This window comes from Halorubrum orientale, from assembly GCF_059623105.1.
The window spans coordinates 298,700-313,939 of sequence record NZ_JBSPSR010000001.1 but is presented as its reverse complement, the minus strand read 5'-3'; the positions used below and the strand labels follow the sequence as shown (position 1 = coordinate 313,939).

The window sequence follows — 15,240 nt, the reverse complement described above, 5'->3', positions numbered from 1 at the left end:
CCCCTCGAGGAGCACCGAGACGGCACTCTCTACGACACACCCGTTGCTGGTCGCACTGCGTACGTGTCGGTTTCATGAGTGGTATCGTGTCTTAGTCGTCGGTTGGAGCCGTCTCAGCAGGTGGTTCGACCCCGGCGTGACCGGCCGGAGCGTGATTTTGCGTAGTAAGTTGGTTACGCGGCAGTTCACCCGGTAAGTCGGTTACGCGCAGCCGAATCGCTTTCACCGTCTTCGTCCGGTCGTTCTCGACGACGACCTTCTCGGTCGTGTCGAAGCCGTCACTCGCAGCGGCATCGTCCATGGCGGCGTAGTAGGTTGGCTTCGAGAAGCCGTCGTGACCAAGCGTCGAGAGATGGTCACGGACGTCTTTCCACCACCACGTGAGGCCGGCACGGTCGCTCCCCGAGTTCCTGAGGGATCGGATCATCGCGCCGCGGAGATCGCGTTCACGACCGTCAGGCGTGGAGTCCTGCTCGTCATCCACGCCGAGTATCGCCTCGAGCTCGGTCTCAAGCGCAGTGATCTGTTGGTCGTGGTGTGCGACCGTCGTCTCGAGTGCGGCAATCTGTCGGTCTTTCTCGTCGAGTTTCGACTCAAGCACGTGGTCTTTCCAGTCTTCGAGCCGGTTGAGCCGGTTCCGCAGGCGCTCAACTTCCTCCAAGTCGCACTCAGACATCTTCGAGCACCTCCTGGTCGACCGCACACACACGACAGACGGGCCGTGGTCCCGCCGGCGTCTGGACGATGATGACCGCGGCACTGCGACAGCTGAGCGCCGTACAGAACGGCCCGCTCGAGACGACGCTCATGCGGCCACCTCAGCCCGGATTACGGTAGGATCTGCGTCAATCCGCCCGGGACTATTCTGTGACGAGTATCATCGCGAGCCGTGGGGGTATCTAGCGGCGAGTGTTCTCGCGGGCTGCAAGTGCCCGCAGAGATGACTGAGCTGGAGTCTGAAGCAACTGACAGACAGCGGCCGTGCTGTACGCGTCAGTACTCGGTGGTTCACAGACAAAGAGAGGTAGCTACGCGGTGAGATAGTATGAACGAACTAGGTGCCGCCCGTCGCTACAAACGACAGCCGGAAGTAGTCGTTAGTTGCGGACGAGGTTCGTCGCGCGGGGTCCCTTCGGGGATGATTCGATATCGAATTCGACCTCCTGACCTTCTTCGAGATCCGGACCGCCAACGTCCTCCATGTGGAAGAACACGTCTTCGTCGTCGTCGAGATCGCCGTCGTCAGTCGAAATGAAACCGTAGCCGCCAGTGTCGTTGAAGAAATCAACCTTTCCGTTTGCCATTGCAAATAGATCTGGCCCCCGTGGAGGGATATACCTTCCGAGAGTCGCGGTACCACGACCCTTGATTCATCACACCGGTGAGACGGGCGATATGACACACCCATGGTTCAGATTGTTGGGGAACCCTGAATTGCGTGCTGTCAGCTGCTACAGACCGTATCTACGGAGAAACGATTGGCAGTGATGCGCTTAGCGGATGGAGGGAGACGGCAAACGGAGTCACCAGACAGGGACAGCAGACGGAGTCACCAGACAGGGACAGCAGACGGAGTCGCCGGACAGGGACAGCAAACGGAGTCGCCGGACACACTATGACCGCACCTCAATCCTCCCCAGCCTCGGCTGCGGCGACCCGCTGGCAGTCCGGCGGGTCGCCACAGCCTCCCTCGCGCTCCCGGTCGCGCCGCGGGCGCGAGCCGTGGAGCGCGCCACCCGCGAGAGGTCGGCGGGGTCAGTAGTGCCAGGGGTAGTCGCGGAATTGTGGGTCCCGCCCCTCGAGGAAGGCGTCTCGGCCCTCCTGTGCCTCGTCAGTCATGTATGCTAGACGGGTCGCCTCGCCGGCGAACACCTGCTGGCCGACCAACCCGTCGTCTGCGAGGTTGAACGCGTACTTCAACATCCGCATGGCGGTGGGCGACTTACGCGTCATTTCGTCGGCCCACTCGAGTGCGACCGTTTCGAGGTCGTCGTGGGCGACGACTTCGTTTACCATACCCATGTCGGCCGCCTCGGTGGCCGAGTACGTCTTTCCGCGGAAGAACACCTCGCGGGCCCGCTTCTGGCCGATTTGTTTTGCGAGATACGCGGAGCCGAACCCGCCATCGAAGGAGGCGACATCCGGGTCGGTCTGCAGGAACTTCGCATGCTCCTCGCTCGCAAGTGTGAGGTCACAGACGACGTGTAGTGAGTGCCCGCCGCCGACTGCCCACCCGGGGACGACGGCAACGACCGGCTTTGGCATGAACCGGATCAGCCGCTGTACTTCGAGGATGTGGAGGCGCCCGGCACGCGCCTCACGGACCAGCGGGTCGTCCGACACATCGGCATCGTCGCCCTCGCGGTACTCGTATCCCGACTCCCCGCGCACCGACTGGTCGCCCCCGGCGCTGAACGCCCAGCCGCCGTCCGACGCGGCGGGGCCGTTGCCAGTGAGTAGGACACAGCCCACGTCGGCCTGCTTACGGGCGTGGTCGAGCGCAGCGTAGAGTTCGTCGACCGTCCCCGGTCGAAACGCGTTCCGCACGTCCGGCCGATCGAACGCGATCCGAACCGCCGGCACGTCGACGGCGCGGTGGTACGTCACATCGTCGAACTCGTCGGTGACGGACTCCCACGCCGACGCATCGAATATCTCCGAGACCATACGCGAGCGTCGGCCGCGAGCGGTATAAACGGCCGCGGGTCAGGGATTGACCGACCAAGGGTCGAACCGGGCGACGGATGGGGCTGAACGCAGCGCTACACTGCTGGCAAATATTGCACACACCAGTGACGCCAGTCTGTACCGGTTTCGAGCCGTTCAGTCGTCTCGCGGCGATTATCGCCGGATCCCGCCACAGCGCGCCGTCATCGGTACGACTGGTCGTTGCTGGTGACGCGAAGATATTGCTCCCGGATCCCGTACCGTTTGTATGACACACCGATCACCGCTGGCGTCGCGGCGGGCCGTCCTCGCGGCCGGGGGCGGTGCGGCGACGCTTGGCCTCGCCGGCTGCCTCGGCGGGGGCGGCGGACTCGACGAATTGACTGTCGCACACATGCCGATCTACCCCGATCTTCAGTGGTACGTGATGGAACAGGAGGGGTACCTTGAGGAGATCGACGCGACGATCACGGGCCGGGAGTTCACCGACGGGCCGTCGATCGTCCAGGCGCTCGGTGGTGGCGACATCGACGTCGCGATGTTCGGCATCGTACCGGCGATGATCGCCATCGACCGCGGCATCTCGGCGAAGGTCACCGCCGCAAACATCCGCGAGCCGATGGGGATCATGGCCGAGTCGTCGTTCCACCCTATCTTCGAATCAGAGGGGGCGACAGCCTTCGAGACGTGGGCGGCCGAGCGCGGTCGGCCGTTCCGTTTCGGGACGTTCCCACAGGGGAGCGTCCCGGACGTGCTGCTCCGATACTGGCTCACGGACGTCGGGGTCGACCCCGAAGCGACCGACGCCGTCGAGATCGTCGAGATCAACGGTGCAAGCGCCGTGTGGCAGGCGATCGCGAACGACGAGATAGACGGCACCTCGATCATGGAGCCTGTCCCGACGATAGCTGCCGAAGAAGACTCGTCGGTGACGATGCTCCGGACGGCAGCAGACGTCCTCCCCGGACAGCCGGCCGCGGTCACGTTGATGAGCGACGCGGTGCGTGAGAGCCCGATCGCGGGTGCGTTCCTTGAAGCGCACGTACGTGCCACCGAATTCATCGACGCGAACCCCGACACAACCGCAGAGCACGTCGAGGCAGGAATCGGGATGCCGGCCGACAGAGCTCGAGAGGCACTCGACTCGCCGCTGTCGAACTTCGTCACCGACCCCGAGACGATCACAGAGGCGACTCCGGTGTTCGCCGAGTTCGCGGCCGCAAACGGCCAGATAGAGGAAGCACTCTCGAACGAGACGATCTTCGATCACACCGTTTACGACTCGCTGTGATGGCGACCGACACCCGCGAGCGGTTCGACGGAAACACCGACGATGACGTGAGCGACGGGCAGCTCCTCGGCGGAGTTGGTATCGACGACCCGCGCCGGCTGATACGCGGGGCCAGTGGACTTCTCGCGTTCCTCGCGCTCTGGCACCTCGCGTCGCTCACACAGCCGGCGTACGTCCTCCCGTCGCCAGCAGCCGTTGGCGTTCGGTTCGTTGAGGAGGCAGCGTCGGGGACAATGCTTGACGCGCTCACCTCGAGTGTTCGCCACTGGATTCCCGGCACCGTCGTCGGGACGGCTCTCGGCGTGGGCGCCGGAGTCGCCCTCGGGTGGAGCGACGCGCTCGACGATGTGACCGCGCCACTCGTGCGCGTGCTCAGACCGGTGCCGCCGCTCGCGCTCATTGGCTTCGCAATCGCGTGGTTCGGCATCAACGACGCCGGAGCCGCATTCATCATCGCGGTCGGGGCGTTCTGGATCAACTTTTATGCGGCGTTTGGCGCCGTCGAAGGTGTCTCTGAGGAGCTGCTCGACGTCGGTCGAACGCTCGGGGTGCACAGCGACCTCGACATGATTCGGTCGATCGTGATTCCGGCAGCACTCCCAGAGATCACGACCGGTATCCGAACCGGACTGGGCCGGTGTTGGATGCTGGTCGTTGCCGCCGAGATATTCGGCGTTCCGGGGATCGGCCGGGAGATACTTAGAGCGAGCAACAACCTCCTCGTCGACAAGGTGATCGCGTACATTCTCGTGTTGAGCCTGCTGTATCTCGTCGTCGACGTGGCGTTCCGCGCGGTCCAACGGCGGGTGTTAGTGTGGCGGGCGTGAACGATTTGCCCGTGACTGATCGCGATGAGCCGGAAACGGATGCACACGCCACTTCAGAGGTTGTCGTCGACGGCGTCGGAAAAACATATTCGGGCGAGAGCGACCCAGTCCGCGCGCTTGAGGACGTTTCGTTCGCGGTCGACAGCGGAGAGTTCGTCTGTCTCGTCGGCCCATCCGGTTGTGGAAAGACGACATTGTTTCGGGTCGTCGCTGGGCTCACCGAGGCGACAGACGGCACAGTCCGTCTCGGTGGGACCCCCGTGACTGGGCCGACGACCGACATGGGAGTGGTGTTTCAAGAGTACCACTTGTTTCCGTGGCTCACCGTGGAAGAGAACGTCGGATTCGGACTGGAGCGCAGCGGGTACCCCGCGGCCGACCGTGACCGTCGAGTCGACGAGATGCTCGCGCTCGTCGGCCTCTCTGAGTTCCGCGACGCCTACCCGAAGTCGCTCTCCGGAGGAATGAAACAGCGCGTCGCTATCGCGCGGGCACTCGCAGTTGACCCCGCGCTCCTCTTGATGGACGAGCCGTTCGGTGCGGTAGACGCCCAGACCAGAGAGATGCTCCAGCGCGAACTACTTGAGGTGTGGGCGTCGACGGGCAAGACCGTGTGCTTTGTCACCCACGATGTTGCCGAGGCCGTGACGCTTGCTGACCGCATCGTGGTGATGGCAGCCGACCCCGGTCGCGTCAAGTCGATCGTCGACGTGGACGTTGACCGGCCGCGTGAACGCGACGACCCAGCGTTCGGCGACCACGTCGCCCGTGTGCGGGAAATGATCGGCGCGGCGCCGTAAGCGTCACTCAGGGTCGAACGCCCGCAGTTGGTCGACGTGCCGCCGCAAGACGGCGATCGTTGCGTCGGCGTCTGCGTACCCCTGATCGTATTCCTCGAAGGCCGCGTCTGCCCGGTCGAGAAACTGTGCGACTGCTGGCGACTGCTCATCGTCGGACATCGACTGCGGGTCATCGTGCCACGTTCCTGAATCCTGTGGCTGGGATACCCAGCTGCCTTACGTGTTGGTACAGCGGAAGGTCTACACAGAATTGTACACATCCTACACAAGCCTTTTACCCACTAGGAGCGAAGTCGAATACAATACTATGCCAGACTCGTTGGCCGAACAGCTCCGAAGCGACATGGAGTGTGAGGGACTACTGGAGTGCTTCCACGGGCTCAAACCACTCGATAAGGCGTGTTTCAGGGTACTTGTCGAGAGTGAAGATCCACTGACGGTAGACGAGATCGCCGAGGCGGTCGACCGTGAGCGATCGACTGCGTACCGGGCGGTACAACGGTTGCTCCAGACCGGGTTCATCAACAAAGAGCAGATCAACTACGACCAGGGCGGGTACTATCACGTGTACCAGCCCACCGACCCAGCGAAGATCTCAGGAGAGATGCAGCGGATGTTGAACGACTGGTACGCGAAGATGGGCCAGCTTATCCAAGAGTTCGAAGACAAGTATCAAGACGCCGGGTCGATTACGGCGTCAAACTGAGCACACAAGCGTCGAGCACAGCGGTGACTGACTGACACTACGGTGGAGACGAGGTCGGCACGGGTTTTTGTTCGTTCATTCAGCGAATCGAGGTATTCGGTATTATCCGCGGCGGAGCGCGTACGCCGCGTAACCGACTGCCGCGAGCAGACCAGTGAACAAAAGACTGCCCGCCACCGCCGGCGTCGCCGTGATGTAGTCGGCAAACGGGTTGGTCACGACGATGACGCCGACGGTGAGGACGACACCGATGAGGATCGTCACCGCGCCGAACGCTTTGAACGCCGCATCAAGGCTGATGCGTGAAGACTGCGTTGAGTGGCTCATATACGAGTATACGGACATCTACGGTAAATACCAGCGTGAGGATTCCCAAGAGGCTAAAACGGTACACAAGACGGCGGCGTGTGTGCTGGCCCGGGAGAACGAGCCAACGACGATTCGGCCCGGAGATCCCACAGACTCTACCGATGCTCGGATCCCATCGATTAATCGGTAGTATTGTACTAATATTCCAAAACCGTTATGACGGCGGGCCGCATACTGGCAGGTGATGACACAAGCCAGCGAACCCGCACCCGGTGAGCCGATCAGCCTCAAGGAAAAAGCCGCCTTCGACGAGCACGTAGCCGAATACGACGTCGTCCTCGTCGACTTCTACGCCGACTGGTGTGGTCCGTGCCGGATGATGGAGCCAGCAGTCGAGTCGCTCGCATCCGACACCGACACCGCAGTACTCAAGGTCGACGTCGACCAGTTCCAGGGACTCGCCGCCGAGTACGGTGTCCAAGGTATCCCGACGCTCCTCGTGTTCGAGGGCGGCGAGATGGCCGATCAGATGGTCGGTGCACAGACCGAGGACGCGCTCCGAGAGGCCGTCACGAGCCGACTCAACTGATGGCCGTGGCGATCGACGAGGTGGTCGCGTGACGCCCCGCGAGCTCCGGGCAGACATTCCCGCACTGACCGACGAGACGGCGTACCTCAACTACGGCGCACACGGTCCGAGTCCGGAGTACGTGGTCGACGAGGCGGCGTCGTTCCTCGAGTCCCACGAGTACGGCGTCGCCGAGACAGACCCGTACGAGCGGGCCTACGAGACGTACGAGACCGTCCGTGAGCGCGTCGCTGCGCTGCTCGGTGCCGACCCCGAAGAAATCGCGCTCACCGAGAGCACGACCGACGGCATCGCACGGATCGCCGCGGCGATCGACTGGGAGCCGGGCGACGTCGTCGTGCGGACCGACCTCGAGCACCCGGCTGGGACGCTTCCGTGGCAGCAGCTCGAAGAGACGGTCGGCGTCGACGTTCGCGTCGTCGAGACGACCGACGGCCGACTGGACCGCGACGCGTTCGCCGAGGCGGTCACTGACGCTCGTCTCGTCTGTTTCAGCGCGATAACGTGGACACACGGGACGCGGCTACCGGTCCGTGAGCTCGTCGAGATCGCGAACGATGCCGGGGCGTTCACCCTCGTCGACGCCGTCCAATCGCCCGGACAGATGCCCGTGGACGTCCACGAGTGGGGCGCCGACGCGGTTGCGGCTGCCGGGCACAAGTGGCTGCTCGGCCCGTGGGGTGCCGGGTTCCTGTACGTGAAGCGGGCGACTGCTGAGTCACTGACGCCCGGATCGGTGGGGTACCGCGGCGTGGCGTCCGCAGACGGTGACGCGATCGAGTACGCCGCCGGCGCGACGCGATTCGAGGTCGGAACGACGACGCCCGCGGCACACGTGGGGTTACTCGAAGGGATCGACGCGATCGAGTCGGTCGGCGTCGATGCCGTCCAGGACCGGATCGGGACACTTACCGACCGATTCAAGCGCCGAGTCGGCGAGGAGCGACTCCTCAGCCCGATAGCGTTCGGGTCTGGGCTCGTCACGGTTGACGTCGCCGACCCGGCGGCGACCGTCAAGCGGCTCGGCGAGCGTGGGATCGTGATCCGCGACCTTCCACACCCAGATGGTGTCCGGGTGTCGATCCATGCGGTTTCGACCGAACGAGAGATCGATGCCGCCGCAGACGCGCTCCGCGAGGAGCCGTAACGAGGCGTCAGTAGTCGACCGCCGGCAGCGACATCGACCGATTTTTGCGCGGGCGGCACAAGACAGCCGTATGGGATTTCACACGTTCGACGCCGACCGTGCGCGCCAGCTCGAAGACGAGGCGCGGTACGCCTGGATATCTCGTGAGGAGCTGATCGACGCGGTCGACCCGACCGCCGACGCAGTCGTCGCCGACCTCGGAAGCGGGACGGGGTTCTACACGGACGATATGGCGCCACACGCCGGGCGAGTCTACGGCGTCGACGTGCAGCCCGAGATGCACGAAATATACCGCGACAAGGGACTTCCGGAGAACGTCAAGTTGGTCGAAGGCGACGTCGGTGATCTGCCCTTCGATGTGGGGGAACTCGACGCCGCCTACTCGACGGCGACGTTCCACGAATTTGGCGACGCAGACGCGGTCACAGAGCTCGCGCGTGTACTCGCATCGGGCGGTCGACTCGCAATCTTCGATTGGTCTGGTGACGGTGACGGCGATGCCGGACCGCCGTGTGCAGAGCGGTATCGTCTCGACGAGGCGGTCGAGATGGTGACGAACGCGGGGTTTTCCGTCCGGCAGGCGCGGAATCGAACCGAAACGTTTGTCATCGTTGCTCGGGCGCCATAGGCCGGCCGGCGACGACCGCATCCGCTCGGGCGCCGTAGGCCGGTCAGCGACGATCGTGATCGCTACTGGCTTCGACCGCTCTTCGACGCGACCCACTCGGCGAGCTCGTCGCCTGAGATGAACCCGTCCGCGCGCCGGGCAACCGGCTCGCCGTCGACGAAACAAACGAAAAGCGGGACGCTCCGAACGTCGAATCGCTCGACCAACGGGGGGTCGTCGCGTGGATTCACCGTGCCGACCGCGAAGTCAGGCGTTCGGGCGACACCGCCGAGAACCGGTTCCATACTCGCACAGATCCCACACCCTTCGGTGTAGAACTCGACGAGTGCGACTCGGTGATCGGAAACGAACGCGTCGAGTGCCGACTCATCTGCGAGTGCGATCGGGCGGTCCGGCGTGGAGGAATCGTCTGATGCAGTCGAGTGATCCATGACTGAAGAATCGGGTGCGACGCGACAAAAACACTCGTCTGGGCGGTACCTGTCGTCTGGCGGGGTCATAACAGATCGACAAAGAGACGATCAGTCGTCGGCTGGTGCGGTCACAGACGTCGCGGTCGAGTCGCGGCTCCGCCACACGCCGTGGGCGTACGCACCCACGAACATCCCGCCGATAGCGTAGAGGATGGGCCAGTTGCCAACGCCGAGGCTGGCGTACGCCGCACCGGGGCAGACGCCGGAGAGCCCCCACCCGACGCCGAAAATCGCGCCGCCGACGAGGACGGTCCGGTCGAACGATTTCAGTCGTCGGCCGTACGGACGTCCCGTCAGTGGGGCCGTCTCGCGGAACCGCGGGACGACCCAAAAGGTGAGACCGGCGACGAGTGAACCGCCGAACATCACGAACAACAGGCCGAAGTCTTCGAACGTCAGGAAGTCAAGCACGACCTCCGGCCGTGCCATATTGCTGAGCCCGAGCCCAAAGCCGAAGAACAGCCCGCCGACCAACACGAGCGGCAGAAACGCCGGATGACGACTCACGGCACCACCCCGAGCGCGGCGACGACGTTCGCGGTCACAATCGCAACGACGAGGAAGGTTGCGACGCCGACGAGAGAGGTACGCGAGACTGACCCGACACCACAGATCCCGTGCCCGGAGGTACATCCTTTTCCAAGTCGGGTGCCGACACCGACGAGCACTCCGCCGACGAACAGCCGCCACGGCGCCACCGCCGTCGTCCAGCCGCTTCCCGCGAGCGACCGCGACTGACCCTGAAAGCCAACCGCGTACACGGCCGCCCCGAGGACGATCCCGACCGTGAACACGACTCGCCAGTCGCGCGAGGCGCGGTACGTCGCGAAGCGGGACTGTCCCGAGACGTACGACAGCGTCGATTCGAGAAACGTGCTCGCGCCGGCGGTGATCCCCGTCCCGAGGTAGATGGCCACGACACCGAATCCGACGAGCACGCCACCGAGCGCGTATCGCGCGATACCATTCGGGAAGGCCGCCTCAAGGAGGCCACCTCCGACGATAGACGCGATCACGACCGCGCCTCCGTGGCGTCGCCCAGCGATAGGACCCCGGAATCTGCGTCCGCCGAGATCGGGACCGCTGCACCCGCTGAACAGACACACGTCGGGTACATTACAACCGGTGTGTCCTCTATGGTCTCAGTTGCTGCTCGTGAGTGCATCGGTGCTCGCCGCGCAGTTGTTCGGGCCGAGCTCGAGGGTAAACGCCTCCTCGTCGTCGGCCGTGTATGTGCCGAGATTCGTCGCAATGATCGTCTCGTAGTTGGCCGGCTGCGGCGGCATGTTCTCGAGGATGCGCTCGACGAAGGCTTCTCGGTCGAGCGACAGCGTGTCCATGCGCTCACGCAGCTCGCCGCTCGGCGCGGTGAACGTGCCATCTGGTGCCGGTTCAGCCGCCGCGCTGGCGTGTGCACCGCCGACGAGGACATCGTCGTCGAACGTCAGCACGCGGTCCTGTAGGGAGTCGTACAGCGTATGTGCAGCAGCCGGTGCACCCGCGTCTCCCGACTCGAGGTCGGGACGGGCGACGCTCTCGATGAACAGGCCGTCGCCGGTCGCGAGGAACGACCCACCGAGCAGATACGAGGTCATCCCGGTGGTGTGGCCGGGCGTCGCTACTGCCTCGATCGTCGCATCACCGATACCAAAGGTGTCGCCGTCAGCAGCCAGCGTCACCGCGTCGGCGTACGTCACGCCGCGGTCGGCCGCTCGCTGTGGGAGGACTGCTTCGACACCGACAGCGGCGAGTTCGCGCAGTCCCGAGATGTGGTCGGCATGAATGTGTGTGTCGAAGGCGTATCGAAGCTCGGCGCCGCGATCAGCCGCATCGGCGAGGTACCGGTCGGTGAACGCCCGAAGCGGGTCGATGACCACAGCCTCATCATCATCGACGAGCAGGTACGCGAGACAGCCGCTGGAGGGACGCTGATACTGTGTGAGGGTACCTGGTCCGTCGTAGCCGGTCACCTCGTGGGCCTCGTACAGCCGGGACCACCCGGCCATTCCCTCGGCCATGTGGTCGACGTCGTACCCGCGGGCGGCGAGTTCGCCGGCGACAAACTCGCTCGCAAGCCCCTTTGCACAGACGACGGTGACGTGTTCGTCGGCCGGAATCCGATCGAGCACTGCCTTCTCGATCGTGTCACCGGTAAACCGGTCGTACGGCGCATGAATCGACTCGACAGCATTGCCCTCGATGTGCCACCGCTGGTACGCCTCTGGCATGCGAACGTCGAGGAGGACTACCCGGTCGGTCTCGTCGAGACGCTGCTTGACAGTCTCGGGGTCGACCGGCGGGACCTCGACCGCCGGCTCGGGGAACTGCATCTCGTTTCCACCCATACATCCCGCGGTACCAGAGCGACCATCTTAACGTTTCTCATAGGAATGTTTCGAAAGTGCGAGAATCGGTTCCAGGGCGTGAAAGACACGGGAACGACCACGAGTGACACACTCCGATGAGACAATCACTCGGTATCCGTTGAATGGGAGTCACCGGACGCTTGACTACCGGACTGAACGAGAGGTGAGTCGGCCGCACTCGATCCCGGAATCCCGCATACGCCGGCATCCTCGCCCGCCCGCTCGATGCCCGGCGAGAGCGAGTCGATCGTCCAGTCGGCAGTGTGGCCAGTCGCGCGCTCATGATCCGCGAGCGCGGCACGGGCAGCCGAGAGCCGGCTGAACGTCGTCTCGAACGAACAATCGGTACAGGTCACAGTGATTTGGGTGTCTGTCATGAAAACGGCTGCCGTGTACTGGGGGGTTAACTCGACTTCTTCGAGCCCGGTTCGGTCTGCCACCCGCCGTTGACGACGAGCAGCCAGATCGCGACGCCGGCGAGCACGAACACACCGGTCAAATACGGCACGATCGGGAGATCAATACCGATGAATCCGACGACAGTTCGGAGTTCGTATACGATTACCCCGAACACCGCGAGGCCGACGAGGAGGCCACCGCGGCTGACGTTGAGGTTCACGGCGCCACCCCAGAGAGTGTGTCGGCGACGTGTGCGCCGAGGACGGTCAGTGAGTCGACGAGCATCCAGCCTGCTGTCGTCGCCGTCTCGGTGAGCGCGTGAACGGTTCCATCGAGCCAGACCGGGTAGGTGCCGACACCTGGACCGAGGAGGCCACCGTCACTGATTATCGCCGCGAGCGGCAGCGCGTACGCGAGCACGACGAGGACGAGCGCGATGCTCACCCATACCCGAAGGTTATCGAGCACCTGCGGCGCGTCGGTCGGTCCCGAGAGCGCGGGGCGGATCGACTCGGCGATGCCAGAGACCTTCGGGTTCCCCATGGTGAGCACGATATTTCCGAGGAACAACACCGTTGAGAGGAACAACAACGTCCCGCCGATCGCGATCTGGAGGTTGAGCTCCTCGAAGCCACCGAACGCGGTTGGGTAGTCGAAGCCCGAGTACTCCGGCTCTGCGGTTCGGCGCGGGACGCCGAGCATCCCCTGTGCGTGCATCGCGTTCGACATCAGCGCCATCCCGATGAACCAGAGCACGACCTGGAAGAGCCCGATCTGGAGGCTGTAGATCGGCTTGTTCGTGATCTGCGGCCAGAGCCAGTAGGTGGCGGCCATGAACGTGAGCCCGACCGCGGTTCCCACGGTGAGGTGGAAGTGGCCCGGGACCCACAGGGTGTTGTGGATCATGTAGTTGATGTTCATCCCGGCGTTCACCATCCCAGAGAACCCGCCGGCGGCGAACATCAGCCCGGCGAGCATCATGCCGGTGAACGCGGGGTCACGCCACGGCAACGCGCGAAGCCAGCCGAACAGGCCGGTGCCGCCGCGGCGGCGGGCACCGTACTCGACGCTCGCCACGACCGTGAACGCCGTGAGCAGGCTCGGCAGGAGCAGAAACATCGTGTTGGTCATCGAGATGAACTTGAACCCCTCCGCGATGCCGGGATCGAGGTACTGGTGGTGGATACCGACCGGGGTCGACAGTAACACGAAGAGGACAAACACGACACGCGCAAGCGGGTCACTGAACAGCCGGCCGCCGGCGATGGACGGGAGCACCGTGTACCAAAGCAAGTACGCAGGCATCAACCAGAAGTAGACGACTGGGTGGCCGAAGAACCAGAACAGCGTTCGGGTGAGTGTCGGATTCACCGACGGGATTAGGCCGAGCGACCACGGGAGCAAGAACAGCAGGATCGACGCGGCGATCGCCGTCGTGGCGATGTACCACATGATCATCGTGGTCAACACCATGAACGTCTGCAGCGGGATTCGCTCACCGCGGTTGTCGCGCTTCCACGCGAGGTACGTGCGGAACCAGTCTGCGCCGGCGAGCCACGTGCCGACGATGAAGACGGTAAGTCCGGCGTAGTAGAGCGGGTGCGCCTGCAGCGGGGCGTAAAACGTATAGAGCACGTCAGCACTCACCGGAATCGCATTGGTGAACCCGGCGAGGATCGAAAAGCCGGCCATCGTCATGCCGGCAGCCATGAGCCCGTACCACGTCCACGTGATCTTGATGTTCACGAGCGGCCGGTCGAGACTACGAGTTACCGCCCAGGTGAACAACCCGACGAGAAAAAAGATAGTGAAGCTGAGCACCATGAATACCCCGTGGGCGGTGAGGACGGTGTAGTAGTCGGTCGATGCGATGAATCCGCGGAAGATCCCGGTTCGGTGGAGCGTCTGGATGATTCCGAAGACGGCGCCCAAAAAGAGCGCAAAGAACGACCCGAGGAACGCTGCACGGACGACCTTCGCCTCGTTGGGGAACTTGTCGGCGAACGTCTGTTCAGCACTCAACGCCTCACTCACGCGTCCTCACCTCGGTTCTCGAACTCCGACTGGGAGACGACGTGAAGTTTCCCCTCCATCGTGTGGTGAGCGGCCCCACAGTACTCGTTACAGACGACGCCGTACTCGCCCGGCTCGTCGACGTCGAACGAGATCTGTGCGACTTCTCCGGGGACGACCATCGTGTTGGCGTTCGTCCCGACGACCTCGAAGCCGTGGACGACGTCACGAGAGGTGACGTACAGCGTCACCCGGCTGTCTTCGGGGACGACGATCGGACTGGGCTCGAACGCGAACTGGTAGGCGACGACGTACGCCTCGTAGTGGTTCTCACCGACCTGCTCGACGCGCGGCTCCGAGAACCGCTCGTCTTCGTCCAGCCCTCCCGCGTCGATCTGGTTCTCGCTGTCGGTGACCATCGCGACTCCTGGGCCCACGGCGCCGTAGGTGACGGAGCCGATGAGCAACAAGATAAGCGCAATCGCGGCCGCGAGCCAGAGCTTCTCGTAGGCGTGAATGTGCATCGCGTGTCACCCCACCACGACCAGGTCCCGGCCGAGGAACTCGATGTAGTAGATGTACACCCACGCGAGTACGAGGATAGCGAAGTATACCGCGATGAGCGCGAGCGTGCCGACGGGATCGAACTCCTCGTCGTCGATCGCCTCATCGATAGGCGCCTGTGTCGTCTCCGTTCGACTCATAGGAGTGGTTACAGGGATACCGATATATAATACCTATCCGTTCTAAGAACCTGAAAATCCGGTGGTGATATATGCTCGCAGGGAGCTACTATAGCGGTATGAACTTCTCACTGCAGCAGGCCGTGCTCTTGGTGCTCGGCGGGCTGATACCGGCGGTGACGTTCGTCCTCACGCGGGCCGAGTACGTCGCGTTGATAACCCTGGTGAACGTGCTGCTCATCTGGGTGAGCTTACGTCTCGCTACCGGCGGGAGCATCGGTCCGGCCACGCCCGGCGCGCCGGAGGCGAACGAGCCGCAGGACGCGTGAGCACGTTCTGATG

23 protein-coding genes are annotated in these 15,240 nt (G+C 63.8%); 8 read left to right on the top strand and 15 right to left on the bottom strand.

The features are described 5' to 3' along the window. Nucleotides 1-91: 91 nt before the first annotated feature. The 4 genes from ACWUI7_RS01600 to ACWUI7_RS01585 all read right to left on the bottom strand — a co-directional run bounded on the left by ACWUI7_RS01600 (nt 92) and on the right by ACWUI7_RS01585 (nt 2,667). Nucleotides 92-676 (bottom strand): hypothetical protein, encoded by a 585-nt coding sequence (locus tag ACWUI7_RS01600; RefSeq protein WP_496640410.1) that lies wholly within the window; start codon nt 674-676, stop codon nt 92-94. Continuing rightward, nucleotides 669-809, bottom strand: coding sequence for a hypothetical protein (locus tag ACWUI7_RS01595; RefSeq protein WP_496640409.1), 141 nt, complete (start codon nt 807-809; stop codon nt 669-671). The genes ACWUI7_RS01600 and ACWUI7_RS01595 overlap by 8 nt, the downstream gene beginning before the upstream one ends. A 288-nt stretch (nt 810-1,097) precedes the next feature. Then, a complete protein-coding gene (locus tag ACWUI7_RS01590; protein ID WP_004595330.1) occupies nt 1,098-1,304 on the bottom strand; it encodes a cold-shock protein in 207 nt (68 codons plus the stop codon). A 451-nt stretch (nt 1,305-1,755) separates the two neighbouring features. Continuing rightward, nucleotides 1,756-2,667, bottom strand: a complete 912-nt coding sequence (locus tag ACWUI7_RS01585; RefSeq protein WP_496640408.1) for a 1,4-dihydroxy-2-naphthoyl-CoA synthase — start codon at nt 2,665-2,667, stop codon at nt 1,756-1,758. A 268-nt stretch (nt 2,668-2,935) separates the two neighbouring features. Between ACWUI7_RS01585 and ACWUI7_RS01580 the strand changes: the two genes are divergently transcribed. The 3 genes from ACWUI7_RS01580 to ACWUI7_RS01570 are packed head-to-tail and all read left to right on the top strand — an operon-like array spanning nt 2,936 to nt 5,585. Further along, nucleotides 2,936-3,958, top strand: a complete 1,023-nt coding sequence (locus tag ACWUI7_RS01580) for an ABC transporter substrate-binding protein (RefSeq protein ID WP_496640407.1) — start codon at nt 2,936-2,938, stop codon at nt 3,956-3,958. Continuing rightward, entirely contained in the window at nt 3,958-4,785 is an 828-nt protein-coding gene (locus ACWUI7_RS01575) for an ABC transporter permease (protein WP_496640406.1), read from the top strand. Before ACWUI7_RS01580 ends, ACWUI7_RS01575 begins: the two co-directional genes overlap by 1 nt. Next, nucleotides 4,773-5,585: an ABC transporter ATP-binding protein gene (locus ACWUI7_RS01570; RefSeq protein WP_496640404.1), complete on the top strand. Its 813-nt coding sequence runs from the start codon at nt 4,773-4,775 to the stop codon at nt 5,583-5,585. The genes ACWUI7_RS01575 and ACWUI7_RS01570 overlap by 13 nt, the downstream gene beginning before the upstream one ends. A gap of 3 nt (nt 5,586-5,588) precedes the next feature. On the opposite strand, the gene ACWUI7_RS01565 is transcribed toward ACWUI7_RS01570, so the two are convergent. Beyond that, nucleotides 5,589-5,744: a hypothetical protein gene (locus tag ACWUI7_RS01565; RefSeq protein ID WP_496640403.1), complete on the bottom strand. Its 156-nt coding sequence runs from the start codon at nt 5,742-5,744 to the stop codon at nt 5,589-5,591. A gap of 148 nt (nt 5,745-5,892) precedes the next feature. Between ACWUI7_RS01565 and ACWUI7_RS01560 the strand changes: the two genes are divergently transcribed. Beyond that, the gene (locus ACWUI7_RS01560; RefSeq protein WP_496640402.1) at nt 5,893-6,291 is read left to right on the top strand and encodes a helix-turn-helix domain-containing protein; all 399 of its coding nucleotides are present in this window, start codon (nt 5,893-5,895) and stop codon (nt 6,289-6,291) included. 102 nt (nt 6,292-6,393) lie between these two features. Here ACWUI7_RS01560 and ACWUI7_RS01555 read toward each other — a convergent pair whose 3' ends face one another. Continuing rightward, entirely contained in the window at nt 6,394-6,618 is a 225-nt protein-coding gene (locus ACWUI7_RS01555; RefSeq protein ID WP_496640400.1) for a hypothetical protein, read from the bottom strand. 226 nt (nt 6,619-6,844) lie between these two features. On the opposite strand from ACWUI7_RS01555, the gene trxA reads away from it, so the two are divergent. From trxA to ACWUI7_RS01540, 3 genes are all read left to right on the top strand, one after another. Next, nucleotides 6,845-7,189, top strand: coding sequence for a thioredoxin (trxA, locus tag ACWUI7_RS01550; RefSeq protein ID WP_496640398.1), 345 nt, complete (start codon nt 6,845-6,847; stop codon nt 7,187-7,189). A 28-nt stretch (nt 7,190-7,217) separates the two neighbouring features. Further along, nucleotides 7,218-8,336, top strand: coding sequence for an aminotransferase class V-fold PLP-dependent enzyme (locus tag ACWUI7_RS01545; RefSeq protein WP_496640397.1), 1,119 nt, complete (start codon nt 7,218-7,220; stop codon nt 8,334-8,336). 70 nt (nt 8,337-8,406) lie between these two features. Further along, on the top strand, nt 8,407-8,964 hold the full coding sequence (locus ACWUI7_RS01540) for a class I SAM-dependent methyltransferase (protein WP_496640396.1): 558 nt from the start codon (nt 8,407-8,409) through the stop codon (nt 8,962-8,964). 62 nt (nt 8,965-9,026) lie between these two features. Here the strand turns inward: ACWUI7_RS01540 and ACWUI7_RS01535 are convergent, their stop codons facing one another. The 9 genes from ACWUI7_RS01535 to ACWUI7_RS01495 form a co-directional block, all read right to left on the bottom strand. Next, a complete protein-coding gene (locus ACWUI7_RS01535) occupies nt 9,027-9,395 on the bottom strand; it encodes a thioredoxin family protein (protein WP_496640395.1) in 369 nt (122 codons plus the stop codon). 90 nt (nt 9,396-9,485) lie between these two features. Then, nucleotides 9,486-9,944: a YeeE/YedE family protein gene (locus ACWUI7_RS01530; protein WP_496640394.1), complete on the bottom strand. Its 459-nt coding sequence runs from the start codon at nt 9,942-9,944 to the stop codon at nt 9,486-9,488. Further along, the gene (locus ACWUI7_RS01525; RefSeq protein WP_496640393.1) at nt 9,941-10,453 is read right to left on the bottom strand and encodes a YeeE/YedE family protein; all 513 of its coding nucleotides are present in this window, start codon (nt 10,451-10,453) and stop codon (nt 9,941-9,943) included. The genes ACWUI7_RS01530 and ACWUI7_RS01525 overlap by 4 nt, the downstream gene beginning before the upstream one ends. 126 nt (nt 10,454-10,579) lie before the next feature. Then, entirely contained in the window at nt 10,580-11,782 is a 1,203-nt protein-coding gene (locus ACWUI7_RS01520; RefSeq protein WP_496640392.1) for an MBL fold metallo-hydrolase, read from the bottom strand. A gap of 125 nt (nt 11,783-11,907) precedes the next feature. Further along, a complete protein-coding gene (locus ACWUI7_RS01515; protein WP_496640391.1) occupies nt 11,908-12,180 on the bottom strand; it encodes a DUF7542 family protein in 273 nt (90 codons plus the stop codon). A 26-nt stretch (nt 12,181-12,206) separates the two neighbouring features. After that, nucleotides 12,207-12,422 (bottom strand): CbaC protein, encoded by a 216-nt coding sequence (locus ACWUI7_RS01510; RefSeq protein ID WP_496640390.1) that lies wholly within the window; start codon nt 12,420-12,422, stop codon nt 12,207-12,209. Further along, on the bottom strand, nt 12,419-14,236 hold the full coding sequence (locus ACWUI7_RS01505; RefSeq protein ID WP_496640389.1) for a b(o/a)3-type cytochrome-c oxidase subunit 1: 1,818 nt from the start codon (nt 14,234-14,236) through the stop codon (nt 12,419-12,421). Before ACWUI7_RS01505 ends, ACWUI7_RS01510 begins: the two co-directional genes overlap by 4 nt. Continuing rightward, a complete protein-coding gene (locus tag ACWUI7_RS01500) occupies nt 14,233-14,739 on the bottom strand; it encodes a cytochrome c oxidase subunit II (RefSeq protein WP_496640388.1) in 507 nt (168 codons plus the stop codon). Before ACWUI7_RS01500 ends, ACWUI7_RS01505 begins: the two co-directional genes overlap by 4 nt. A gap of 6 nt (nt 14,740-14,745) precedes the next feature. Continuing rightward, nucleotides 14,746-14,919 (bottom strand): hypothetical protein, encoded by a 174-nt coding sequence (locus ACWUI7_RS01495; RefSeq protein ID WP_496640387.1) that lies wholly within the window; start codon nt 14,917-14,919, stop codon nt 14,746-14,748. Nucleotides 14,920-15,017: 98 nt separating this feature from the next. Between ACWUI7_RS01495 and ACWUI7_RS01490 the strand changes: the two genes are divergently transcribed. Beyond that, entirely contained in the window at nt 15,018-15,227 is a 210-nt protein-coding gene (locus tag ACWUI7_RS01490) for a DUF8131 family protein (protein WP_496640386.1), read from the top strand. The last annotated feature ends 13 nt before the right edge of the window (nt 15,228-15,240 follow it).